The following is a 23264-nucleotide window of genomic DNA, read 5'->3' on the forward strand; positions in this document are numbered from 1 at the left end:
CGGGTCAGGCCCTGGTCAGGCCGTTTTTGGATGGGTCAGACCTTCTGGTAGATCTCCGCGCCGCTCTTCACGAACTCGACGGCCTTGGTTTCCATGCCCTTGCTGAGCGCCTCGTCTTCACCGATGCCCTGCTTCGCCGCGAAGTCGCGCACGTCCTGGGTGATCTTCATCGAGCAGAAGTGCGGGCCGCACATGGAGCAGAAGTGGGCGACCTTGGCCGATTCCTTCGGCAGCGTTTCGTCGTGGAAGCTCTTGGCCTTGTCCGGGTCGAGGCCCAGGTTGAACTGGTCGTCCCAGCGGAACTCGTAGCGGGCCTTGGACAGCGCGTTGTCGCGGATCTGCGCGCCCGGGTGGCCCTTGGCGAGGTCGGCGGCGTGGGCGGCCAGCTTGTAGGTGATGATGCCTTCCTTCACATCGTTCTTGTCCGGCAGGCCCAGGTGCTCCTTGGGGGTCACGTAGCACAGCATGGCGGTGCCGTACCAGCCGATCATGGCGGCGCCGATGCCGCTGGTGATGTGGTCGTAGCCGGGGGCGATATCGGTGGTTAGCGGGCCAAGGGTGTAGAACGGGGCTTCCTTGCAGTGCTTCAACTGCAGGTCCATGTTCTCCTTGATCAGGTGCATCGGCACGTGGCCCGGACCTTCGATGATGGTCTGCACATCGTGCTTCCAGGCGATGTCGGTCAGCTCCCCGAGGGTTTCCAGCTCGCCCAGCTGCGCCGCGTCGTTGGCGTCGTAGATGGAGCCGGGGCGCAGGCCGTCGCCGAGGCTGAAGGCCACGTCGTAGGCCTTCATGATCTCGCAGATTTCCTCGAAGTTCGTGTAGAGGAAGCTCTCCTTGTGATGCGCCAGGCACCACTTGGCCATGATCGAGCCGCCGCGGCTGACGATGCCGGTCATGCGGTTGGCGGTCATCGGGATGTAGCGCAGCAGCACGCCGGCGTGGATCGTGAAGTAGTCGACGCCCTGCTCGGCCTGTTCGATCAGCGTGTCGCGGAAGATCTCCCAGGTCAGCTCCTCGGCCTTGCCGTCTACCTTTTCCAGGGCCTGGTAGATGGGCACGGTGCCGATCGGCACCGGGCTGTTACGGATGATCCATTCGCGGGTTTCGTGGATGTTCTTGCCGGTGGACAGATCCATCACCGTGTCGCCGCCCCAGCGGGTGGCCCAGGTCATCTTGTCCACTTCCTCGTTGATCGAGGAGCCGAGCGCCGAGTTGCCGATGTTGGCGTTGATCTTCACGAGGAAGTTGCGGCCGATGATCATCGGCTCACTTTCCGGGTGGTTGATGTTGTTGGGGATGATGGCGCGGCCGCGGGCGACTTCGGAGCGCACGAATTCGGGGGTGATCTCGCCGGGGATGGCGGCGCCGAAGTCCTGGCCCTTGTGCTGGCGGGTCAGCAGCGCGGCCATCTTCTCGCCCTGCGGGCCGGTGGCGCGCAGGCTTGCCAGATAGGCGGCCCGATTCACGTTCTCGCGGATGGCGACGAACTCCATCTCCGGCGTGATGATCCCCTGGCGGGCGTAGTGCATCTGGGAGACGTTGGCACCGGCCTTGGCGCGGCGGGGCTTACGGTGCAGGCCGGGGAAGCGCAGCTCGTCGAGCTTGGGGTCGGCGGCGCGGGCGCGGCCGAACTCGGAGGACAGGTCAGGCAGCACTTCGGTGTCGCCGCGCTCTTCGATCCAGCCCTGGCGCAGGGCCGGCAGGCCGGAGCGGATGTCGATCTTCGCGCTCGGGTCGGTGTAGGGGCCGGAACAGTCGTAGACGAAGATCGGCGGGTTCTTCTCGCCGCCGAAGCCGGTGGGGGTGTCGGCCTGCGAGACTTCGCGCATCGGCACCTGGATGTCCGGGCGGCTGCCTTCGACGTGGATCTTGCGGGAATTGGGCAGCGGTGCAACGGCCGCTTCGTCCACGTGGGCGGACGCGGCGAGGAATTGTTCTTTGGCGTTCATGGAGGCTCCTTTGGGGGAGGGCCGCCGGAAGAGGGAAAGGCGGCAGGAGCCACGTTTCCCTACGCCGGTACGACCCGGATCAGGTTCGGAGGGTAATTCTCAGCCGGGCGATCAAGCGCCTCGGCACCCCTAACGTTTGTGCCGGCAAAGTACTGGAAGCCACAGGTAAACGCAAGATTTGGTGGGATTTTCTGTCGATACCGCAGCGTTGGGGGCAGTGGGCTGCAGGGGGCGAAATTCGACGGGAATGGCGCCATGCCTAAAGGTTTGGGTCATTGCGGCCGAAATAGCTAGCAATCGGCCACTCGATGGCCACGCATAATTCCCGGAGACGCAACCATGCGCCAACGCATGCGACCCCTCGTCGTAGCCCTGCTGGCTTGTTCCTGCATGACGTCCGCTCTGGCGGCCGACTGGCAGACCGTCGCGTCCGACAAAAAGCGGACCATCGAGCTCGACCGCGCCAGCATCCTGCAATCCGACCCCGGCACGAAGGTGGCGTGGGGGCGGATCGTGCTGTCGGACGCCGAGGCCGTGGCGGCCGGCTACGCATCGGTAAAAGCCCTGAATCGCTACGATTGCCGCAACCAGACTTTTGCCACCGTGAAGCGGGTCTATCTCGACGCCGACTCCATGGTGATCAAGGACGAGAAGGTCAAGGTCGAGAAGGACATGCCGGTTGCGCAGGGCAGTGTGGACGAGCGGTTGTGGCGCGACGTCTGCAAGCCTGCCGGCGGCGTGGCTGACATTTCCCAACTTGCCAAGACGGCTTCCAAGGCGGCGGCCCAGGCCGGCAAGCCGGAGCTGCGTTCGGCGGATTACCGGCCGGCCAGGGGGGCCGACAAGCCCGTGACGACCCAGGTCTCGGAGGGTAAGGGCGAGCGTTCGGAAGAGATCACGCTGCCGATCAAGAAGAGTTTGATCGAGAAGCCCGCTGCGCCGAAGGCCGAGGCGGCCGAGAAGGCCGATAAGCCGGCACGGGCCGAAGCTGCGCCGCCGGAGGTGCAACGGGTGCCGGTCTATATCCCGGCGCCGCGCCCGCGTCCGCGCGTCGTGCGGCAGCCGGTGCAGTATGTCGAGCCCCCGCGTCCCGTCGCGCTGGCCCACCACGAGATCCACTGGAGCTACGAGGGCGACGAGGGCCCGCCGAACTGGGGTTCCCTCAAGCCCGAATGGCAGTTGTGCGGTAATGGCGAGCGGCAGTCGCCGATCGATATCCGCGAAGGCATCAAGGTGGATCTGGAGCCCATTCAGTTCGACTACCATCCGTCCAATTTCCGCATCGTGGACAATGGCCACACCATCCAGGTGAACCTCGGCCAGGGCAATACGATGTCGGTGATGGGACGCGTCTACGACCTCGTCCAGTTCCATTTCCATCGGCCGTCGGAAGAGCGGGTCAATGGGCGCGGTTTCGACATGGTCGTGCATCTGGTGCACAAGGACCTGGACGGCCGGCTGGCAGTGGTCGCAGTGCTGCTGGAGCGTGGCAAGGCGCATGCGCTGATCCAGACCCTGTGGAACAACCTGCCGCTGGAAAAGAATTCCGATTATTCGCCGGAAGGGGTCAGCATCGATCTGAACCAGTTCCTGCCGGAAAACCGCAGCTACTACACCTACATGGGGTCGCTGACCACGCCGCCGTGCAGCGAGGGCGTGCTGTGGATGGTCATGAAGCAGCCCCAGCCGATCGCCGCCGAACAGATCGCGATCTTCTCGCGTCTGTACCCGATGAACGCACGGCCGGTCCAGTCGGTCCGCAGCCGCCTCATCAAGGAGTCGCGCTGATCCATTCCGGCGGTGCTGCTCGGGCCCATTGAGCAGCACCACCGGCAGCGCCGTGGCTGGAAGTCGGCCGGCCGCAGCCTTCCTCCGTCCGCCGGACCGGGTGTCACCGGGCGGCGTCATTGCATCGGCGAATTGCGGTTACGCCTTGGCTACCCCCGGATCACCGGGTGCGCGGGCGGCTTCGGCTGCGCGTGGGCTCTCGGTCAGAAAGCGCTCCAGCCGCGGGTCGGCGCTGAAGCCCACATTGAAGCGCAGGAATCCCGAGGCTTGGCCCTGTGGGCGGAACACATTGCCCGGGGCGAGCAGGATGTTGTCCCGCGATGCGCGCCGGGCCAGTTCCGTGGTGTCCGCCAGGCCGGGAACCCGGGCCCAGACGAAGGGACCGCCCTGCGGCTCGGGGTCGGGCTCCAGCCCGACCCGGGCGAGCATGCGCAGCGTGGTGCCGGTGGCATCCGCCAGGCGGCCCTTGAGGCGTTCCAGCAGCTTGCGGTAGTGGCCGTCGGTCAGCAGCTCATGGACCATCTGCTCGGCCATCTCCGATGAGGACATCATCGACACGATCTTCACGTCGGTGAACAACTGGGCCAGGTCCGGGTGGCAGGCCAGGAAGCCGACGCGCAGGTTGCCGGAAATCGTCTTCGAGAAACTGGCGGTGTAGATCACCCGCGACAACTGGTCGAGGCTGGCCAGGCGGGTGGCGGCATCGGGTGCGATGTCGCCGTAGATGTCGTCCTCCACCACCAGGAAATCGTGTTTCTCCGCCAGTTGCAGGATGCGGAAGGCGTTGGCGGCCGAAAGGCTGCAGGACGTGGGGTTGTGCAGCACCGACTGGGTGAAGAACAACTTGGGCCGGTGCTCGTCCAGCAGGGCTTCGAGTGCCTTGGGATCGGGGCCGTCCGCCGTCCGCGGTACGCCGATGAGTGCTACCCCGTACAGGCGCAGGTTGCCGAACAGGTTCCAGTAGCCGGGGTCGTCCACCAGCACGCAGTCCCCCGGCCGCAGGAAGTAGCGGCACACGATGTCGAGGGCCTGATGCACGCCGTAGGTGAGCACGATCTGCTCCGGCCGGGCGCCGATGCCGATCTCGGCAAGCCGGATCTGTAGCTGCTGGCGCAGCGGGATGTAGCCCTGGGCGCTGCCGTAGCTGACCGGGCGGACGTCTTCGCGCCGGCCGAGGCTGCGCAGGGCGCGCAGTACGCCGTTGCCGTCGAGCCAGTCGGCCGGCAGGTTGCCGGACCCGGCCAGCACGCGGCCCGGGGCGCCCATGGCCATCTCGCGCATCAGCCAGGTGGCATCGATGGCGCGCTCGACCGGTGTGCCACGGTGGGTGGGGGCGGCGGGCAGCGGCCGGCTCGTCACGTAGAAACCCGAGCCGCGGCGGGATTGCAGATGGCCCAGGGCGACCAGCCGGTCGTAGGCTTCGACGACGGTGAAGCGGGACACGCCGTGATCGGCCGCGAACTGCCGGATGGCCGGCAGGCGGGCGCCGGGGCGCAGGATGCGGTCGTCGATGTGGGTGCGGATTCCATTGACGATCTGGTCCACGAGGGGCGTCGGGCTGTCGGCGGAGAGGGAGAGTTGCAGCACGGGGGCTCCGGTGTATCGGTCGGCGTACCGGGCCGGGTGGCCGGAATGTGCCGGTGCAGTATGTGGATTGACCGCTGAAGTGTATCTGTAAGTGTCCGGAATTGTCTTTTATTGTCAGGTCATTCCGGTTGCCGAGCAGGTCTCTCCGATGTTCCAGGTCCTTCCCCGTTTGTTGTGCTTGTGCTGTGTGCTGGCCTGGGCTGCGCCGGCTTCCGCGCTCGAGCTGGCGGTGCCCGACTTGCGCTGGGTGTTGCTGGCCCCGCCGCGTGGCGGCCCGGTACAGCTCATCGAAGTGGATCGTGGCCTGCGGCCGCTGGCGAGCCTTCACCGCAGCGGCCGGGGCGCCGTGGTCGCCCTGGCTGTCCAGCGGGAGGCGCGCCGCGTGTGGGTGCTGGCTGATGATGGGCTGGATGTGCATGCGGCATCCGGCCGCCTGCTCGGCCACTGGTCCCTGCCGCCGGGGGCGTGCGCCGGCCGTCTGGAGGCGCCGGCAGCGGGGACGCCGCGGGTGTGGTGCGGCGCCCGCGGCTTCGATGCCAGCGCGGACGCTGCTGTCCTCGTGCCGGTCGCGGCGCAGGTCGCCGCGCAGTGAGAGGGGTGGAGGGGGGCCCGGCGGCCCTCAGTGCAGATAGACGCCCAGGGCCCAGGCGGCAAAGGCCACCCACAGCACGGTGACAGTGGTGCCGGCCAGCAGACGCTGCCGCGGGCGTGTGGCGTAGCGGCGGACGAGGAGACGCCACGCCAGCTCGATGCCCACGGCCAGTCCGGCAATCAGGTAGCTCAGCTTCAGGCGGAAGGTGGAGAGATCACGCCATGGCGGGTACTCGGCGACGGCTGTGGCATAGGCGGCCTTGAGGCTTGCCGCCGCGCTGCCGATGTCCGCCGGGGCCGACCAATCGTAGGACTGCTCGCCTACGGACAGCTGGCTGGCGCTGCGCCGGATGGTCCGGGTTTCGCCGTCCACCGTCACGCTCGCTTGCCAGTTGTCCGCCTGGGTGCCGGGGGCCAGCCGGAGCTGCGTGCGTGCGACGGCATCGGCGGGGCCCAGCGTGAACAGCGCGCCGCTGACTGAATCGGGCGTAGGTGTGAGCACGCGCAGCGCGTAGCTGGGCGTCGGCTGGTTCTCGCGCACCACCCAGCCGGCAAACGGGGCGCGGGAGCCACGCATCACGGCCATTGTGGTGCCGGGGGGCGTGTCCAGGCTGATGCCCAGGCGCAGGGACTTGCCGGGGGCTTGGGCGACGTAATGTCCGGGGGCGGTCTGGTCGATGTCGAGGTGGGGGGCGAGGGTCCAGATCGTTTCCGTGCCGGCGCCGCTGGCTCCGGCAAAATCGAGGACGAGCAGGGTCGAGGCATCTAGCTGGACGACCTGGCGCCGGTAACGCGCGCCGCCGGGGGTGCGCCGCTCCAGGTCGATCGCCCGCAGATGCGGTCCGGAGAGATGGCCGAGCAGCGCAATGTCGCGCTTGTCCATGCGGCCTTCGCCGACGCGGTGGGGGGCGTTGCTGCTCGCCCATCCGTAGGCGTCGGCCATGTTGGGCGTGTCGTAGGGCCAGTAGCCGGTGCTGGTGAGCCAGTCGGTCCCGTCGGCCCACAGCTGGAGCGCGCCTTCGTCGGCATGCTTGTGGCCGTGGCCGTCGTGCTTGGACCAGTTGATGACAGTCTGGGACAGCAGGCTGTCGGGCTTGTCCCGGTTCCACCAGATCGCGTAGCCCGATAGCGGCAGCAGGTGCGGGGCGCGGGTGTCGGGCTCGGCGGGCGGTGGGAGGTCGTGGATCGGTGACTGGCCTGCGCTGGTCGTGTCGGGGATCGAGAAGCGGCTGCCGGCGCTGGTGTTGCCGATGAGCGGCAGGCTGCCGTCCGGGCGGATCAGTTGCGTGAGCCGGCCGGCGCTGAGCTGTGCGTCGCGCACGAGCCACTCGGGCGGGGGCATGCCGTTGAGCACGCATAGCCTGACCGCCTGGGTCAGTAGTTCGGCGCCGAATGCGTGGTATTCACCTGAATGCTCCAGCACGAATCCTTCCGGAGACACGTAGAACCCGGCTTGCTGATGCAGGCGTTTGAGGCCCAGCCGGCGCCATGCCGGGGCTTCCGGCAGTGCCGGGAAGGCGGCGCCGATCTGCAGTAGCCCCAGGTTCTGCATCACCCCGTGATTGGTCCGGACTGTGAACAAGCCGGGCTTGGCGAGAAGCCGCCCGCTCCGCTGGACCAGTGACAGGATCTCGCCCTTTTCTGCTGCCGTGACGGCCGGGTCATCGCGGATCGTGCGCCATAGATGGGCGAGAACGGAAATGCGTGCGGCAATGGCGTGGTCGTTCCACAGGAAGTCGGACGAGGTTCTCTGATGGCCTTCGTAGGCAGCGAAATCGAGCACCCGCCTCAGCGCGAGCTGTTTGTAGCGCGGATCGTGGCTGGTGTCGTAAGCGTCCAGCAGCAGTCTTTCGAGGCCCAGGCTGGCGAGGATCAGTTGCGTGCTGGACGAGCCGGCATGCAGGTCGGCAGGGAAGCCGAGCAGCGGCATGGGGGCAGTGAGGACCGGTAGCTCGACCGTGCCCCTGGTGGCCGCATCGGCGACGGAAATGCGTTTTTCAGGGGGAAGCTCGAGACGGATCGCGAAGCGCATGGCGGCGATCTCGTCCAGTACGGACGTTGCGGGCTGGCGCAGGGACACCGCGGTGACATCGGCCCCAACGGGCGCGCGGTCGATATGGAAGCGGGTGTAGTGGGGCAGCCAGATCGCCAGCAGCACGCCGAGCGCCAGGGCAAGGCGCAGGACGAGGCCGGGAAGGTCGTGGGTCTTGGCGAAGCTGGCGGGAGGCAATGCCGCGGGGGTTTTCATGCTTTCCGATGCACGCCTGAATCAGTTGCTGCTACGCGGCAGGAAGGTCTTGCACCAGGCCAGGGCAAACTTGGGGCGCGGGCTCCACGCGAAGCATTGCCGGAACTGCTGGCGGGCGTTGTGGCTGTCGCCTGCCAGCAGTTGCTGGCAGCCCAGGTCGAACAGATGGTTGGCGATACGCCGGCGGTATTGCTGTTTTTGCTCCGGTTTCAGCTGTGACTCGACGCGGGCATAGTTGCGCGTGTGGGTTGCCGACAGGCCGATATTCACCCGCGCGCTGTTGTGCATCAGGCTGGCGGAATGTTGCCGGTAGGCGTGCAGGGGTTCGTCGATGAAGGCTGCCTTGCCGTTGATCAGGATGCGGAACCACAGATCGATGTCTTCACCGACGACGAGGTCGAGGGGAAAGCACTCTTCGAGTCCCTTCAGGGCGCTCCGCCGCAGCACGATGGACGAGGTGACGGGGCCGACCACGCCGACCGAACTGTAAGCATAGAAGCCGGGGCGCGTGACATAGGTGTTCGGAGCGATCGGCTCCAGATAATCCTTCGCCGTGTCCATGTAATGGACACGGCCCAGATAGGTCGGGCCCAGGTTGGAGCCATGTTCGTCCACACGGTGCATGTCCGAGAAGACCAGGGCCACGTCGGGCAGGGACTCGATCAGCGTGAGCTGCTTCTCGAGCTTGTCCGGGTACCAGTAGTCGTCCGGATCGAGAAAGCAGATGTATTCGCCACGGGAGCGTGCAATGCCCAGATTCCGCGGTTGTGCAGGGCCGCCCGAATTGGGCTGGTTGATCACCGTGATACGCGGATCTTCCTGCGCCAAGCGTTCGGCAAGCTGGCGCGTGTCGTCGGTGGAGCCGTCGTTGACGATGAGCACTTCCAGGTCCTGGTAGCGCTGGGCCTGGATCGAGCGGATCGCCTGTTCCAGGTAGGGTTCGCAGTTGTAGGCGGCAATGACGATGGAGATCATGGGCGGCTTCGGGAGCGGACGGCAGAAGAAGGGGCGCGCAGCAGGTCGGCCAGCCGTGCCACGACTCGCGAGCGTTCGTAGCGGGCCTGGATGGCTTCGGCGGCCTGCCTGCCCATGGTGGCCGCGGCAGCGTGATCCTTCAGCAGCAGGATGCAGGCCTCGGCGAATTTTTCGGGGCTGTCGCGAAGCAGGATCTCCCGCCCGTTCTCGAGTTGGATGCCCTCGGCCCCGATGGCGGTGGACACGATGGGCTTGCCGTACGCTGCGGCTTCCATGATCTTGACCCGCGTTCCGCCGCCGGACAGGATCGGGCAGACCACGATCCGGGCCGCGGCGTAGGCGGCGTCCAGGTCGGTGACGAAGCCGGGGAAATCAATGCCGGGGGGCGGCGCCGACGCGTGGCGCAGCAGCTCCGAGCGCAGTCCGGCAACGGTGATGCGTGCTTCGGGAACGGCCGCGATGACCCGCGGCCAGACCTTGTCGATGAAGAACTCCACGCCGACACGGTTGGGCGCATAGCTGTAGTCGCCGAGCAGCAGCAGAGTCTGCGCGTGGGTCAGCGGCCCCCGTTGGGGCTTAGTGGCGACCGCGTTGGGAATGGCGACGACCCGTCGCGTTGAGTACATCTGCTGCAGCTTCAGGCTGTCCGTTTCCGAGCAGACGAGGGTGGCTGCGCAGCGCCTGATGGCCTGCCGCTCTCCATACATGAGCGCCGGGACCTGCAGGTACTGCAGGCGTTTGCTCGCCCAGACCGGAGGTTGGGCGACGCTGCGCTTGAAGGCCACGTGTTCGATGTCATCCATGTCCATGAACACGGGGGGGAGGTCTTCATGGGTCAGCAGGACCGGCGGGATGCTGAGCAGGCGATGCACGAAGATGAAGTCGGGCTTGCGATCGAGGCAGGCATTCAGCGCGGCGATCTGCTGTGCGCCGGCCTGGGTTTCATAGCCGGATTGCTTGAAGAGGCTGAGTGCGGGGCGGAAATAGCGTTGCCAGAAGGTGCTGCCTTCCGAGTGTTTTTCCCGTGCGCAGAGGGTCACCCTGAACTGCCCTTCCCACAGCCGGCACAGGCGCTCCTCGATGTCCTGCCGGGTGGACTCGCTGGTGGCGTCGGGCCCGGGGATGACATACAGCAGTACTTCGATGTCGGAGGCGACCGACTTGATTGCGTCGATCAGCAGGCGCTGCCGGCGATGGAAGCCCGATGCGCTGCGCTGCTCGTTCTCCGGAACGCTGGTGGCGATGAACAGCGCCCGTTGCCGGGCTTGGTCGGGTGAAGCGGCATTCGGGTTCATTTCAGCAGGCGCCATTCGATATAGCGCCGCCAGACGCTTTGAAGTGGCTGGGTGGCACGCGCGTAGAGGGGGTGGAAATGATCGGTGTACTCGATGTGCTTGTTGATGTTGAGCGCCGCGAGGGTGCCCAGGACGCCGCCGGAACGGGGAATGCGGGCCTCCTTCAGCAGCCAGCGGCTCATCGCGTAGAGCGGGAAGTTGCGCGTCAGCGTGGAGTCGCCGTCGGCCCGCGCGAGGCCCTGGTAGTTGGCTGAGGGGGTCAGGTCGCGCGCCATCAGTACTTCCGGAATCTCGGCGTGGCCGCCAAAGCGCAGGATCGCCGCGCAGAAGGCCCAGTCGTAGGCGTGGAAGGAGTCTTCCGGAAACGAGCGCTGCCCGGCGGCGGTACGGAAGACACCATACATGCGGCTGTTGTCGCCCGGCGTGCGCAGATAGTTGCGGATGTTGGCATCGACGGCCCCCAGCAGGGGGAAGGTCGCGTTGGACAGGCCGGCCGCGACGCCCGCCTGTACGAACTGCACGCGGGGCGTTGCCAGAACGATGTCGGGATGGGCGTCCAGCTCCGCGATGCAGCGTTCGGCGAACTCCGGGTACCAGTAATCGTCGCCGGCCGCCCACATGAAGAACTCGGTCGTGGCCTGGCGCAGCAGGAAGCCGAAATTCTGGTACTTGAGGTTCTTCGGCTGGCGGATGTATTCGATGCGACTGTCCTCGCGCGCCAGCTGCATGGCCACTTCCCGGGTTTCGTCCGGGGAGTTGTCGTCCGAGATTACCAGCCGGAAATCGCTGAAGGTCTGGGCGAGCAGGGATTCGACGGAAGTGCGCAGGGTGCCGGCGTTCCGGTAGGCGGGGACGCCAATCGTCAGTCGTGTCATGGGCTGATGGGGGCTGTGCGGGGAGGGGCGATCATCCGGTCTGGCCCGGTTTGAGGCGCGCGCGGAGCTTGCTCCACACCGAGGTGAGTTCATTCCGGAGCGGGTGGCCGGTCAGGATGACCGAGGCGACGAAGCCGATGCCGGCCCCGACGCCACCCAGCGTGACCGCGGACAGGCTGTGTTCCGGCTCGAGGCCGGACACGGCGACCACCGCCAGCGGGCCGATTGCCGAGGCCAGCGCGACGAGCGCGCTGCGCCACAGGGCCTGGTAAAGCTGGAGCCAGGAAAAGCCCACGACGGGCCGGATCATGCGCATCCATACCGTGGCGCTGATGACCGCGGTGGCCGTCATGGCCCAGGCCAGCATGGTGACGCCGAAGGTGACGCTGGCTGCGGCCAGCACGACGGTGGAGGTGATGCTGATGCTGGTTGTCTTCAGCATGCGGCCGGCCTGGCCGGCCGCGGTCAGCGCCGCGGCGCCCAGCGCCACCGGCGCGGCGAAGAGGTAGCCGATCGCCAGGATGCGCGTCAGCGGCACCGAGTCATCCCACTGGGCGCCGTACAGGACGCGGGTGAGTGGCTGGGCAAGCAGCATGAGGGCCAGGCAGAAGGACCAGCCCAGCGCGGTGATATGGGAATTGGCAGTCAGGAAGGCTTCGGTGAACTGGCCCTGCTCCCGGCGCTGCTTGGCAAATCCGGACATCGCCACGCTGGTCACGGGGTCGGTGATCAGGCGGCTGAACATCGCCACCAGGCCGCTGGCGCGGGAGTAGAAGCCGACGGCCGCCATGCCCTGCAGCTTGCCCAGCAGAAGCTCCGGCGTGTTGCTGCCCAGCGCGTTGAGCAAGGAGGTGGACGTCAGTTTGCCGCCGAAGGACAGCACGCGGCGGATCTCGCTCGTGCCGGGCATCCACGGAAAGGACTTGGGGCGGAAGTGGATCGAGGTCAGCGCGCTGACCAGCGTCGTCACGAACATGCCCAGCGCCAGGCTGATGGCGCCATGGCCCTGCCAGGCCAGCACGACCGTCGCGATGGTGCCGATCAGCGTGCCGGAGAAGCGGATCAGCGCGATCGAGTCGAAGCGCATCTCGCGGATGAGATAGGCGTAGGTCAGGGAGCCGAACGGGTTGATGGCGTAGTTGAGCGCGATGACGAACATGATGTCGCGCATCTTGGGTTCGCCGTAGAAGTTGGACACCGGTACGGCGGCGATGAGGATGACGAGGGCCAGCGCCAGCCCCAGCCCGAGCTGCACGGCCCATACCGCGCGGACACGGGCCGTCGTCAGCTCCTTCTCCTGGACCAGGTATTCCCCCGCGCCGAGGTCGCGGACCGTGCCGAGGAAGGCCAGCAGGACCATCGTTACGGAAAACACGCCGACCTCGCCGGGCGTCAGCAGACGCGCCACGATCATCGATGCGACCATGTTGATGGCAAGGCTGGCGTAACGGTCCAGGAACGAGAAGGCGATGGCTTTACGTGTCGACAAGGGAATTACCGGCGGGTATGCGTTCAGTCAGGACGCCAAGTTTAGCGGAGACAAGGCTACGTTCCCGCGAAAAACTGCCGCCTGCCGATTTTTGCTGATGGCATAGGCCGGGGCGGCTATGCGGCCAGCTGCTGCGAATGGGCCTCGAAGCCCAGCAGGGCATCGTCGAGCGCCTGCCAGTGCTGCTCTGCCGGCAGCTCGGGAAGCGCGCCGGCGGCGGCGCCCTCGAGCGCCAGGCAGGCCTCGGCAATCCCCGTCAGGCCGAGGGTTGCCGCGGTTCCCCGGAGGGCATGGGCACGCCGTGCGAGCGTGTTGCTGTCCCGGTCGTCGAGGGCTTGCCGCAGCTGGCTGCGTTCCTGCGGAACGCTGCGCCGGAAGCTCTGCAGCAAGGTCCGGTAGGCGGCCGGCTTGCCGCCGGTGTTGCGCAGGCCGGCGGGAATGTCCAGCGCCGGGATGTCGGCCAGTAGTGCCAGCGGGTCGGTGGCGGCTGCCGGGTGCGTGCGGGCAGCCAGCTGCGCGGCGTCCGTCTCGACATGCGCTTTGGCGGGCAGCCAGGCCAGCAGCGTGGCGTACAGGGCTTCGGGATCGACGGGCTTGGTGATGTGGTCGTTCATGCCGGTGTTGAGGCAGGACTGGCGGTCCTCGGCAAAGGCATTGGCGGTCATCGCGAGAATCGGCGTCTGGGCGTAGTCGGGCAGGGTGCGGATGGCCCGGGTGGCTTCCACGCCGTCCATCTCGGGCATCTGCATGTCCATCAGGATCAGGTCGTAGTGCCGGGCGGTGGCCATCTCGACCGCCTCGCTGCCGGTACGGGCCAGGTCGGCGTGAAGGCCCGCCTGCGCGAGGAGGGCCAGGGCGACCTGCTGGTTGGCTTCCATGTCCTCGGCCAGCAGGAGGCGGCAGCCGCCGCATTCGGCGGCCAGGCGCTGGGCGATGCCCGAGTCACGTGTGCGGGCGTCGAAGGTGTCCATTGGCAGTATGTTGTCGGCCCGGCCCAGGCGCAGCGTGGCCCAGAAGGTTGCGCCGTTGCCGGGGCTGGCTTCCACGCCGACTTCGCCGTTCATCAGGCGGGCCAGGTGGCGGGTGATCGCGAGGCCCAGCCCGGTGCCGCCGAACTTGCGCATGGTGGTCTTGTCGGCCTGTTCGAAGGCTTCGAACAGGCGGGCTTGCTGGGTGCTGTCCAGGCCGATGCCGGTGTCGCTGACTTCGAAGCGGATCGTCCAGCCGTCCCTGTCCTCCCCGACGACCGAGCCGCGCAGCGCGATGTGCCCGCGCTCGGTGAACTTGACCGCATTGCCCAGGTAGTTGACCAGGATCTGGCCGATGCGGGTGGTGTCGCCGTGCATGGCCGGCGGCAGCCCGGCAATGTCTACGCCGACGCGCAGGCCCTTGGCGCGGGCGCGGGCGGCGATCATCTCGACGGCCTGCTGGACCACGGCCGCGGTATGGAAATCGGTGGTTTCCAGCTGGAGCTTGTCGGCCTCGATCTTGGACAGATCGAGGATGTCGTTGATGAGGGCCAGCAGGTGGGTAGCCGCGGTGGAGATGTGCTGGATCCAGTCCTGCTGGTCCGGGCGGGGATTGCCGGTTCTCAAGAGGTGGCTGGCGCCGATGATGGCGTTCATCGGCGTGCGGATCTCGTGGCTCATGTTGGCCAGGAAGGAGCTCTTGGCCTGGCTGGCCTGCTCGGCGGCGTCGCGGGCGGCGATCAGCTCGGTGGAGCGTTCGGCAAGATCATGGTGGCTCTCTTCGAGCTGCCGGGTGCGTTCTGCCAGCAGGGCGTCGGCCTGGCTCTGGCGGTGCATGGCCCGCGCCACCAGCAGGCCCAGGACGACCAGTACCGAGCCGCCCAGCAGACTCAACAGCAGCCCCCGGTTCCACTCGGCAAAGGCCTCGTCGGTGGGAATGCCGACCACCACGTAGAAGGGATAGCGTACCGACTTGCGGTAGGCGTTCATGCGTTCGACGCTGTCGATGGGTGAGACGCCGATTTCCAGGCCGTCGGTGCTGCCGCTGTGGATCGCATTGACGACCACCTGCGTCGTGCGCGGCTGTCCGATGGCGTTTTCGATCACCGGCTGGCGGACGACGATGCGCCCGCTGCCGTCCACCAGGCTGATGCGTGTGCGCGGCGACAGCCCGAGGGTGGAGTAGTAGTCGATGAAGCCTTCGGTGAGGCCGAAGTTGGCCACGATCATGCCACCGAAGCTGCCGTCCGGCAGCGCGAGGCGGCGGGCGATCTGGATACCCCATTTTTTCGAGACCCGCCCCTTGATCGCGCCGGAGACCACCGGCTGGTGCCGTGCGCCGTTCCTGAGTTCGAGGAAGTAGTCGCGGTCTTCGAGGGTATTGCCGGGCGGGCTGCCGACCGAGTTGGCGAAGACCTGGCCGGTGGCGTCGGTCAGGGAGATGGACACGACCCCGTTGGTACGTTGCTGGTGGCTTACCAGCAAGCCGGTCAGTTCGTCCCGGCGAGCGGACGGGAGCTGCCGGGCGTTGCCCAGGTCGGCGGCGGTGACGCGTTCGGCGATGCTCTGCAGCATGTCGTCCACGCGGTCGATGTTGCCGGAGGCATGTTGCTCGATCATGCGTGCCAGCGTGGTCGCCCGATCTTCAGTCTGGTGCCAGATGGTGTCCCGGGACGCGACCAGACTTCCCGTCAGGAACAGGATGAAGCAGGTGACGATCAGCAGGATCATCGAGACGTTCTTGTTCACTGGGGAGGCTTTCGGGGGGGCTCGGTGGGACGTCGGAGGCCACGATCCTTGGTTGAAAACTGTTCGGAATATACAGAAGGGGTGAAGTCTTGCGGAGGAAGGATGTCACTGCGCAGATGATGGCGATTCCATATGCCCGAAATGGGTTATTTGTTGTGATTTGCATATTCCGAAAATGTCTTGGCTGGCATGCCCGCATTGATGCTCCAGGGCGCAGGGGCTGGACGTGGATAGCCGGGATGGGCAAGGTGGCGGCATTGGGCGCGAATGCGGAGGTGTCGGATGGGCGTCGGCGATAAGTCAGGCATCGCGCTTGGGGCCGTGGCGGGGCAGATTCCACGCGGTATCTGGGCGCTGGGTTTGGTGTCCATGCTGATGGACGTGTCGTCCGAGATGATCCACGCGCTGCTGCCGGTCTACCTGGTGTCGGTGATGGGGGCGTCGATGCTCGCCGTCGGCTTCATCGAAGGCATCGCCGAGGCGACCGCGGCGATCACCAAGGTCTTCTCCGGGGTGCTGTCCGACTGGCTCGGGCGGCGCAAGCTGCTGGCTGCGCTGGGTTACGGCCTGGCGGCTTTCACCAAGCCGGTCTTCCCGCTGGCCGTGACGCTGGGCTGGGTGGTGGCGGCCCGTTTCGTGGACCGCATCGGCAAGGGCATCCGCGGTGCGCCGCGGGATGCGCTGATTGCCGATCTGGCGCCGCCGGCGCTGCGTGGCGCGGCTTTCGGGCTGCGCCAGTCCCTGGATACCGCCGGCGGCTTCATCGGTCCACTGTTGGCGATCGGCCTGATGGGGCTGACCGCCGGCAATATTCCGCTGGTGTTCTGGTTCGCGGTGATCCCGGCCTTCGCGTCCTTCGCGGTGATCCTGCTGGCCGTGCATGACGCGCCGAGCACGGCGGGGGCACGCATGCCGCGGATGCCCCTGTCGCGGGCCGAACTCGCGCGCCTGCCGGCCTTCTACTGGGGCATCGTGACGCTCTCCGCGGTGTTCACGCTGGCCCGCTTCAGCGAGGCCTTTCTCGTGCTGCGTGCGCAGGAGGTCGGTGTGGCGCTGGTCTATGTGCCGGCGGTGCTGGTGGTGATGAACGTGGTGTATTTCCTGTCCTGCTACCCGATCGGCGTGCTCGCCGACCGTTGTCACCGGGGCACGCTGCTGACGCTGGGCCTGGCCGTGCTGGTGCTCGCCGATTTGGCGCTGGGCGTGGTCGATGGACTGCCCGGCTTCGCGCTGGGACTGGTGCTGTGGGGCCTGCACATGGGCATGACCCAGGGCCTGCTGGCGACGCTGGTGGCCGATGCGGCGCCGGCTGAGTTGCGGGGCACGGCCTTCGGCGTCTTCAACTTGGTCGGCGGTGTCGCGCTGCTGGCCGCCAGTGTGATTGCCGGCGGCCTGTGGGATGCCTTCGGCTCCCGCGCGACCTTCCTGGCCGGTGCCGTGTGCGCGGCGCTGGCCTTGCTGGGGGCATTGCCGCTGCTGCGCCGCCGGCCGCAGGTCGGCTGATGGCGTATCGGCATCAGAAGCACATGGCCAGGATTTCCCGGTACAGCCAGTCGTAGCCGGCCACGCCGCAGGCGGCGGTCAGCGCGCACAGGGCGTAATCCCCCAGGCGGCTGCGCCAGGCCGGGGCGGTGGCGGGTTCGGCCCGGGTGTTCATTTTGCGGCCAGCTTGTCGGCGTGCTTGCTGCGGATCTCGTCGAGCAGGGCTTGCACGTCTTTGTGGCGGCCGGCGTCCGCATCTTCGCGGCCGGGGCGCGGAGGCGCGGCGAGGGCTTGCTGCAGGTGTTCGACGGCGGCGGCGTAGTCGCCCCTGTCGGCCAGGTAGTCGGCGTAGAAGTAGTGGGCATCGATGCCCTTCGGGTTCATCTTCAGCGCCGTTTCCAGGTATTTACGGGCCCGTTCCTTGTCGCCGAAACCGATCGGCCAGCCCGGCACCTTGGCGTACAGGCTGCCGAGGCTGGTGTAGACAGAGCCGTGGAGGGTCTGCGGGTCGATCTTCTCGGCGGCCAGTAGTAGGTCGCGGGCCTGCTTGGCGGCGGACAGTGCGCCGAGGCCGCCGTTGGCCTTGGCGTAGCTGGCCAGCACGATGGCTTCCCAGACCATCGGCTGGGGCTTGCCCGGTTCGGCTACGACCAGCTTGTCGGCCTGCTCTGCGAGTTCCTTGAAGGCCTTTTCGTGCTCCTTGGCCGGTGTCTGGTAGTTGATGCGGGCCCAGCGGTGGGCGATGTCGGCGACGGACGGTTCGAGTTTGCCGTCATCGGCCAGGGCGGTGGCCGACAGCAGGGCGAGCAGCAGGGCGGTGAGGGGTTTCTTCATGGGTGGGCTCCTAGTTGGATTCGGCCAGATGGCGGCGGGCGAAGGGGCGCATCTGGCGCCCCTGGCGGATCAGTGCCCGGTCCACCAGGCGCGGGAGAATGGCGTTGAGGCGGACGAAGAGCTTCTCCGGCCAGCCCAGGTAGGTGTCGGCGGCCTTGTGCAGCACGGCGGCGAGGACCTGCTCGGCGACGGCCTCGGGGCTGTCCTGGTGCATGCCGAGCGCGTCGGCCATGCGGGCGACGGCTTCGCTGTTGATCGCGGTGCGGGTGTAGCGGGGCGCTACGTAATGCACCTGGACCGGTCCGCCGGCCAGCTCCCGCCGCAGCGCTTCCGAGTAGCCGCGCAGCGCGAACTTGCTGGCCGAATAGGTGGCGAAACACGGGAAGGCGATGGAGCCGAAGATCGAGCCGACATTGACGACGTGGGCTTCCGGACGGCTTTGCAGGTGCGGCAGCAGGGCCTGGATCAGCTGGATCGGTGCGACGGTATTCACTGCGAAGGTCTCGGCGGTGGCGGCGGCCGACTGGTCGGTGCTCAAGCCGAAGTGCTGTATGCCGGCGCAGTTGATGACGCCATCGAGGCTGCCGAAGGCGTTGATCGCTTTGCGGGCGACGTCTGCCGGCGGGGTGGTGAGCAGGTCGGCGATGACCAGCCGTGCTTCGTAGCCTTCGGCGCGCAGGGTGGCGACGAGCTCGATCAGCGGCCTGGACTGGCGGCCGAGCAGCACGACGCGGGCGCCGGCACTGGCGAAACTGCGGGCGAGGGCGTGGCCGATGCCGCCGCTGGCGCCGGTGATCAGGATGGTCTTGTCTTTCATGCTGTGTCTCCGGTGGGCAGGCTGCGGATGAGGTCGCCGTACAGGCGGAAGAAGCGGCTGGCGGCGTGAAGGAGGGCGGCCTTGTCGGCCGGATCGTCGAGGCGGTTCACCAGCGCGCGGAAATGCTCCATGTGGCTGATGTCGAGGCTGCCGTGGCTGCTCAGGTAGCTGAAGGCACGGGGCGGCAGATCGAGGTCCGGGCCGAGCACGCCGGCCAGCTGGCTGGCCAGTGCGACGCTGGTGCTTTCCAGCACATAGACCATGCCGAAGAAGCCCACCGGGTTGCTGCGCTGCACGGTGTCGTAGGCGTAGGCGACCATCAACTCGGTTTCGAAGGCAGGCTGGCCGTGGCGCACCGCTTCCGCGTCGCCGGCGGCGGCGGCGATGTCGTTGAGGATCCATTCCTGATGCCCCAGCTCCTCCCCGATGTAGTGGGCTACGGCGTCGCGCAGCCATTCCAGGCGGGCCGGCAGACGGCCGCCGCAGCTCATCAGCAGCGGCACTGTGTGGCGCACGTGGTGGTAGGCCTGGGTCAGGAAGGCCAGGTATTGGCGGCGGCCGACACGTCCGCCGAAGGCGTCGGCGATGATGGGGGCGGACAGCAGGCGGGCGCGTTCGTCGCGGGTCGCCTGTTCCAGTTCAGCAAAGCAGTCCATGGGGCTCTTTCGGGGTGTCGGACGGATGGGGTTCGGCGAGGGTGTCGGCATACGCGGCGGCAATCGCGTCGCGGCGCGGACGGCCGTTGGTGGTGAGCTGCCCGTTGTCGGGGCTGAAAGGCGTGGCGGCGCGGATCCACGCGTCGACGCGGGCGTAATCGGGCAGATCCCGGTTGGCGGCGGCAATGGCTGCGTCGATGTCGGCCTGGCTGGCCGCGCCGCGGGGCATGATCACCGCGACGTTGCTGCTGCGGCCTTCGCCGAACACGGCGGCCTGGGCGATCGGCGCCTGCAGCAGCAGTTCCCGCTCGACCCATTCCGGCGCCACGTTGCGACCGAAGGCGGTGATGAACATGTTCTTGCGGCGGCCGGTGATGTGCAGCCGGCCGTCGGCGTCCACATGGCCGACGTCGCCGGTATCGACCCATTCGTCGCTGCGCGCGGCTTCGCCCAGGTAGCCGAGGAAGCCGGCGCCGCCGACGTGGATGGCCCCGCCAGGGCCGATCGCCAGCGCCACATGGGCGAGGGGGCGGCCGACGCAGCCCGGCTGGTTGTCGCCGGGGCGATTGACGGCGACCACCGACGCGCATTCCGACAGGCCGTAGCCCTCGAAGACTGGCAGGCCCAGCGCGGCGGCGGCTTCCAGCAGGCGTGGCGAGACCGGCGCGCCGCCGACGGCGGCATAGCGCAGCGTGGATGGTTGCGCTGCGCCGGTGCGGATCGCCGCGACGAGGGCCAGCAGCAATTGCGGCACAAGGATGGTCGAGGTGGCGCGGGCGGTGCCGAGGGCGGCGAGCAGGCGGGTCGGATCGACGCCGGCGCTGCCGTTCAGGCCGACCTGCTCGCCGGGCAGCAAACGGGTCGTCGCGCCGGCCAGCAGCGGGACATACAGTCCGCCGATGTTCTCCAGCAGCGTCGCCAGGGGTAGCAGGGCCACGTGGCGGTCGCCGGGCCGTGCCTCGCTGGCTTGTTGGAGGCTGACGGCCACATTTTCGATGGCCTCGCGCCCCAGGCAGACGCCCTTTGGCGTACCGGTGGTGCCTGACGTGAAAGTGATCTTGAGTGTGCCGGGGGGCAGATTCGCCTGTGCCGAGCCGAGCCGGCGCATGTAAAGGCTGCCGTACAGCAGGCGCGGCGCGCCCTGGCGGGCGAGTGTGCCCAGGGCCTCCGGGCGGTCGCTCAGCAGCAGGTCGATGCCCGCCTGGCTGGCCGCGTGGGCGTGCTGGGCCGGCGTGAAGAAGGTCGGCAGCGGGACGAGCGGAATACCGGCGGCAAGGCAGGCCAGATCCGCCACCGCCCAGTCGGGGCCGTTGTCGGCGAGAAGCCCGACGACGCGTGGGCGTAGCGCTTGCAGGATTTCGGCCAGGGCCGTGACGGCTTCGGCGAGCGCGGCGTAATCGAGTTTGTGCCGGGCGCCTTCCAGCGCGGGGGCCTCGGGTTTCGTTGCCGCGTGGCGGGTGAGGGCGCCAATGATGGAACCGGGGCCGCTCATGCTTGGCGGCCCGCGAGTTGGCGTGCGGCGATGGCCGCAAAGCCTTCGTGGATGTCGCCGAACATCACCCGCGGGCCGTGCTGATAGTAGTTGCCCCAATCGGCCTTTTCGGCGGCGGACAGGCATGCCGGGTCGGCCAGGGCAAGTTCCTGCGGTGTCAGGCCGAGGCGCGCGAAGGCGTTGCGCAGGGCCGTGGTGCCGGTGAACACCACCCAGCGGTGGCCTTCTTCATGCAGGCGCTCGGTGACGCGCAGGATCAGCGCGCGGAAAGTGCCGGCGCCGCGCCCGGCCAGTTGGCCGACCTCGACGACGGTGCCACGGTCCACCGTCTGCCCGATGGCGGCCGCGATGGCCTGCTCAATCGGCTGCGCCAGGTAGCGTTCGAGGAACAGCGCTTGCCTGTCGGCCTCGCGCAGGCCGCAGACCCCGATGGCTTGGCCGGACGCTGCCTGCAGGCTGAACAGGCGCGGCATGAAATGGCCAATACGCGCTTCATAGGCGGCGGCGAAACGGCTGCTGATCATCGCTTCGGCGGTTTGCCGGCCGTCGCCCCGGTGTTCGATCAGGCGCTGCGTATCGCTCTGGGTGAGGGCCGCCTGGCCGCTGGCGGCCTGGTCGAAGGGCGGGAAGAGTTGGGTGCCGGCCGGCTGCGGGCCGACAAGCGGGGTTCTGAACGGAATTTGCAGTGCCGACACGGCGACTCCCTTCGATGACGATGGCGCCGACGTGCTTCGCCGGCTTTGCAGTCGTTATCGCAAGAGGGGTGCCACATGCCGTTCAGTGGGCTTAAGTGATTGACGTAATATGGAAAAGAGCTCCGCTCCAGGTGGTGCAAGGGCCCTGCGGAGGGGCTGCAAGAACTTGCAGTACTGCAAAAAAGGTAGACGGGGATTGCAGGCCTCAGCGCGGGCAGGGCAGGCCGTCGTCTATGGTCAGCACCACGCTCACGCGCTTGTCTGCCAGGCAGGCCGGCACGTAGCCGATGGCGCCCGGCGTGGTGGCGACGAGGCGGATCACGGCTTCCTCGGAACTGGCGACGAAGGGGGGCAGTTCGCCATGGAAGTACTGGTCGCGCCAGTAGTCGTCCATTTCCTCCGGCGTATGGCCGAGGACGGCGACGGAGAAAGCCTTCCGGATGTTCTGGCCGGCCGGCAGGTTGACCGGGGCGATCCGGCGGCCGTCCGGCCACAGGCGTTTCTTGCGCTTGTAGATCAGGGCCAGCTCGTGCTTGTCCAGGTCGCGGACCGTGTAGCCGGGCGCGACGATCACCGCGATACCGGACAGCTCGGCGGCGCCGGCCAGGCCGGCAGTACCGAGCAGCAGCGCAGCGAGGCACACTGCAAAGCCGCGGCGCAAGATGGGGGCGAAGGGCATCAGCGGATTCAGAACAGCACGCTGATGGAGGCCAGCAGGCCTTCCGGCGTGCCGTCGGGCAAGTGGCTGCCGCCAATGACCTCGGCCTTCAGGGACAGGGCCCGGTCGTAACGGTAGTTGAGGCCGGCGACCCAGTTGCGGGCCGGGTGGTCGGCGCCGTCGAGGCGCATCTGCTCGAAGCGGCCAACGGCGTAGAGGCGGCCTCGGAGCGGCGCCACCACCTGTATGAAGCCGCCCTTCTCGGTATGCGGTGCGCCGGCGCTGGAGCCACGGTAGATGCCTTCGCCGGAGATTTCCCAGCGGTTGTGGGACCACAGGAAATCCATGCCGGCCAGGCGCTTGCGCTCGCCGCGGGTCTGGTCCTGCTCGAAATCGACGAGGGACAGGCCGATTTGCAGCTTGCTGCTGACCGGCAGGTTGAAATGTACGCCGCGGGCTTCGGTGAACGGATCTTCGGCGGGTTTGCGGCGCAGCTCGGTGCCGGACGAAACATAGACCGAGTAGTCCATCTCCCGCTCGCCGATTTCGGTCGTGCCCTGCAGCATCACGCCGGTGGCGTAGCCCGGGAAAACCGCGTGGGTCACCATCGGGCGGGACGTGGTCCATACCAGCGGGTCGGCGTGGATCGGGTTCCAGCGCCCGATCGGGGTCAGGAACTTGCCGACGCGGACGGTGGCCGTGTCGTTGACGGTGTAGTCGAAGTAGAAACGCTCGAGGGCCAGGAAGCGTTCTTCGTCCGGGCCGGTGCGCTTGGTCGCCAGGCTTTCCTCGAAGTCGGTCTCGGAGAAGAACTTGAGGCGCCCGCCGCCCTCCCACCACAGCATCAGGCTCAGGTGGTCGGCCGTCACGCGCGGATCGCGGCCGCGTACGTCGTCGTAGCGCGCAGTGGCATAGCCGCCGACGGTGAAGCCGCTGTCGCCAAGGGGCAGGCCACGGCCCAGTTCGTAGTTGCCGAGGCGGATCGGCGTCGGGGCTTCATCGCCGTCGTCGGCCCGGGCCTGGGTGTTCAGCAGAAGCAAGGCCGGCAGCAGGACGCACAGGCAAGCCCGTACTTTTTCGTATACTCGACAGTCCATGTCCCGATGCGGTTCT

Annotated in this window: 19 protein-coding genes and 1 riboswitch; of the genes, 3 read left to right on the forward strand and 16 right to left on the reverse strand. The window is 67.5% G+C overall.

The window, feature by feature from the left end:
- Positions 1-35: 35 nt before the first annotated feature.
- Positions 36-1952, reverse strand: coding sequence for a phosphomethylpyrimidine synthase ThiC (gene thiC, locus AC3QL2_RS14880; protein ID WP_493231164.1), 1917 nt, complete (start codon positions 1950-1952; stop codon positions 36-38).
- Positions 1953-1991: 39 nt separating this feature from the next.
- A riboswitch (TPP riboswitch) is annotated at positions 1992-2093 on the reverse strand.
- Between the two features lie 198 nt (positions 2094-2291).
- Here thiC and AC3QL2_RS14885 point away from each other — a divergent pair.
- Entirely contained in the window at positions 2292-3740 is a 1449-nt protein-coding gene (locus AC3QL2_RS14885; RefSeq protein WP_493231165.1) for a carbonic anhydrase, read from the forward strand.
- Positions 3741-3878: 138 nt separating this feature from the next.
- On the opposite strand, the gene AC3QL2_RS14890 is transcribed toward AC3QL2_RS14885, so the two are convergent.
- Complete coding sequence (locus AC3QL2_RS14890; protein ID WP_493231166.1) at positions 3879-5327, reverse strand: aminotransferase-like domain-containing protein; 1449 nt, start codon at positions 5325-5327, stop codon at positions 3879-3881.
- 148 nt (positions 5328-5475) lie between these two features.
- On the opposite strand from AC3QL2_RS14890, the gene AC3QL2_RS14895 reads away from it, so the two are divergent.
- Positions 5476-5919, forward strand: coding sequence for a hypothetical protein (locus AC3QL2_RS14895; RefSeq protein WP_493231167.1), 444 nt, complete (start codon positions 5476-5478; stop codon positions 5917-5919).
- A 27-nt stretch (positions 5920-5946) separates the two neighbouring features.
- Here AC3QL2_RS14895 and AC3QL2_RS14900 read toward each other — a convergent pair whose 3' ends face one another.
- The 6 genes from AC3QL2_RS14900 to AC3QL2_RS14925 all read right to left on the reverse strand — a co-directional run bounded on the left by AC3QL2_RS14900 (position 5947) and on the right by AC3QL2_RS14925 (position 15517).
- Positions 5947-8166 carry a heparinase II/III family protein gene (locus AC3QL2_RS14900; RefSeq protein WP_493231168.1) on the reverse strand — a complete coding sequence of 740 codons (2220 nt, stop codon included), beginning with the start codon at positions 8164-8166 and terminating at the stop codon, positions 5947-5949.
- A gap of 21 nt (positions 8167-8187) precedes the next feature.
- Positions 8188-9141: a glycosyltransferase family 2 protein gene (locus tag AC3QL2_RS14905; protein WP_493231169.1), complete on the reverse strand. Its 954-nt coding sequence runs from the start codon at positions 9139-9141 to the stop codon at positions 8188-8190.
- Positions 9138-10436: a glycosyltransferase family 4 protein gene (locus tag AC3QL2_RS14910; RefSeq protein ID WP_493231170.1), complete on the reverse strand. Its 1299-nt coding sequence runs from the start codon at positions 10434-10436 to the stop codon at positions 9138-9140. The genes AC3QL2_RS14905 and AC3QL2_RS14910 overlap by 4 nt, the downstream gene beginning before the upstream one ends.
- A complete protein-coding gene (locus AC3QL2_RS14915; protein ID WP_493231171.1) occupies positions 10433-11311 on the reverse strand; it encodes a glycosyltransferase family 2 protein in 879 nt (292 codons plus the stop codon). Before AC3QL2_RS14915 ends, AC3QL2_RS14910 begins: the two co-directional genes overlap by 4 nt.
- A gap of 31 nt (positions 11312-11342) precedes the next feature.
- The gene (locus AC3QL2_RS14920; protein ID WP_493231172.1) at positions 11343-12800 is read right to left on the reverse strand and encodes a lipopolysaccharide biosynthesis protein; all 1458 of its coding nucleotides are present in this window, start codon (positions 12798-12800) and stop codon (positions 11343-11345) included.
- Positions 12801-12916: 116 nt separating this feature from the next.
- Complete coding sequence (locus tag AC3QL2_RS14925; protein WP_493231173.1) at positions 12917-15517, reverse strand: hybrid sensor histidine kinase/response regulator; 2601 nt, start codon at positions 15515-15517, stop codon at positions 12917-12919.
- A 282-nt stretch (positions 15518-15799) separates the two neighbouring features.
- Between AC3QL2_RS14925 and AC3QL2_RS14930 the strand changes: the two genes are divergently transcribed.
- Positions 15800-17020 (forward strand): MFS transporter, encoded by a 1221-nt coding sequence (locus AC3QL2_RS14930; RefSeq protein WP_493231174.1) that lies wholly within the window; start codon positions 15800-15802, stop codon positions 17018-17020.
- A gap of 13 nt (positions 17021-17033) precedes the next feature.
- Here AC3QL2_RS14930 and AC3QL2_RS14935 read toward each other — a convergent pair whose 3' ends face one another.
- The 8 genes from AC3QL2_RS14935 to AC3QL2_RS14970 form a co-directional block, all read right to left on the reverse strand.
- Positions 17034-17174: a hypothetical protein gene (locus AC3QL2_RS14935; protein ID WP_493231175.1), complete on the reverse strand. Its 141-nt coding sequence runs from the start codon at positions 17172-17174 to the stop codon at positions 17034-17036.
- On the reverse strand, positions 17171-17833 hold the full coding sequence (locus tag AC3QL2_RS14940; protein ID WP_493231176.1) for a tetratricopeptide repeat protein: 663 nt from the start codon (positions 17831-17833) through the stop codon (positions 17171-17173). Before AC3QL2_RS14940 ends, AC3QL2_RS14935 begins: the two co-directional genes overlap by 4 nt.
- 10 nt (positions 17834-17843) lie before the next feature.
- Positions 17844-18650: an SDR family oxidoreductase gene (locus tag AC3QL2_RS14945; protein WP_493231177.1), complete on the reverse strand. Its 807-nt coding sequence runs from the start codon at positions 18648-18650 to the stop codon at positions 17844-17846.
- Positions 18647-19306: an iron-containing redox enzyme family protein gene (locus tag AC3QL2_RS14950; protein ID WP_493231178.1), complete on the reverse strand. Its 660-nt coding sequence runs from the start codon at positions 19304-19306 to the stop codon at positions 18647-18649. The genes AC3QL2_RS14945 and AC3QL2_RS14950 overlap by 4 nt, the downstream gene beginning before the upstream one ends.
- Complete coding sequence (locus tag AC3QL2_RS14955) at positions 19290-20798, reverse strand: AMP-binding protein (RefSeq protein ID WP_493231179.1); 1509 nt, start codon at positions 20796-20798, stop codon at positions 19290-19292. Before AC3QL2_RS14955 ends, AC3QL2_RS14950 begins: the two co-directional genes overlap by 17 nt.
- A complete protein-coding gene (locus tag AC3QL2_RS14960; RefSeq protein ID WP_493231180.1) occupies positions 20795-21493 on the reverse strand; it encodes a thermostable hemolysin in 699 nt (232 codons plus the stop codon). The genes AC3QL2_RS14955 and AC3QL2_RS14960 overlap by 4 nt, the downstream gene beginning before the upstream one ends.
- Positions 21494-21698: 205 nt before the next feature.
- A complete protein-coding gene (locus AC3QL2_RS14965; protein ID WP_493231181.1) occupies positions 21699-22172 on the reverse strand; it encodes a type 2 periplasmic-binding domain-containing protein in 474 nt (157 codons plus the stop codon).
- An 8-nt stretch (positions 22173-22180) separates the two neighbouring features.
- Positions 22181-23248: a hypothetical protein gene (locus AC3QL2_RS14970; RefSeq protein WP_493231182.1), complete on the reverse strand. Its 1068-nt coding sequence runs from the start codon at positions 23246-23248 to the stop codon at positions 22181-22183.
- Positions 23249-23264: the final 16 nt, after the last annotated feature.

The sequence above is a fragment of the Zoogloea sp. GW822-FHT05C07 genome (genome assembly GCF_058800215.1).

Coding starts and splice junctions, on each gene's coding strand:
- thiC (WP_493231164.1), bottom strand. CDS start 1,952: ATGAACGCCAAAGAACAATTCCTCGCCGCGTCCGCCCACGTGGACGAA.
- AC3QL2_RS14885 (WP_493231165.1), top strand. CDS start 2,292: ATGCGCCAACGCATGCGACCCCTCGTCGTAGCCCTGCTGGCTTGTTCC.
- AC3QL2_RS14895 (WP_493231167.1), top strand. CDS start 5,476: ATGTTCCAGGTCCTTCCCCGTTTGTTGTGCTTGTGCTGTGTGCTGGCC.
- AC3QL2_RS14900 (WP_493231168.1), bottom strand. CDS start 8,166: ATGAAAACCCCCGCGGCATTGCCTCCCGCCAGCTTCGCCAAGACCCAC.
- AC3QL2_RS14905 (WP_493231169.1), bottom strand. CDS start 9,141: ATGATCTCCATCGTCATTGCCGCCTACAACTGCGAACCCTACCTGGAA.
- AC3QL2_RS14910 (WP_493231170.1), bottom strand. CDS start 10,436: ATGAACCCGAATGCCGCTTCACCCGACCAAGCCCGGCAACGGGCGCTG.
- AC3QL2_RS14915 (WP_493231171.1), bottom strand. CDS start 11,311: ATGACACGACTGACGATTGGCGTCCCCGCCTACCGGAACGCCGGCACC.
- AC3QL2_RS14930 (WP_493231174.1), top strand. CDS start 15,800: ATGGGCGTCGGCGATAAGTCAGGCATCGCGCTTGGGGCCGTGGCGGGG.
- AC3QL2_RS14935 (WP_493231175.1), bottom strand. CDS start 17,174: ATGAACACCCGGGCCGAACCCGCCACCGCCCCGGCCTGGCGCAGCCGC.
- AC3QL2_RS14940 (WP_493231176.1), bottom strand. CDS start 17,833: ATGAAGAAACCCCTCACCGCCCTGCTGCTCGCCCTGCTGTCGGCCACC.
- AC3QL2_RS14945 (WP_493231177.1), bottom strand. CDS start 18,650: ATGAAAGACAAGACCATCCTGATCACCGGCGCCAGCGGCGGCATCGGC.
- AC3QL2_RS14950 (WP_493231178.1), bottom strand. CDS start 19,306: ATGGACTGCTTTGCTGAACTGGAACAGGCGACCCGCGACGAACGCGCC.
- AC3QL2_RS14955 (WP_493231179.1), bottom strand. CDS start 20,798: ATGAGCGGCCCCGGTTCCATCATTGGCGCCCTCACCCGCCACGCGGCA.
- AC3QL2_RS14965 (WP_493231181.1), bottom strand. CDS start 22,172: ATGCCCTTCGCCCCCATCTTGCGCCGCGGCTTTGCAGTGTGCCTCGCT.
- AC3QL2_RS14970 (WP_493231182.1), bottom strand. CDS start 23,248: ATGGACTGTCGAGTATACGAAAAAGTACGGGCTTGCCTGTGCGTCCTG.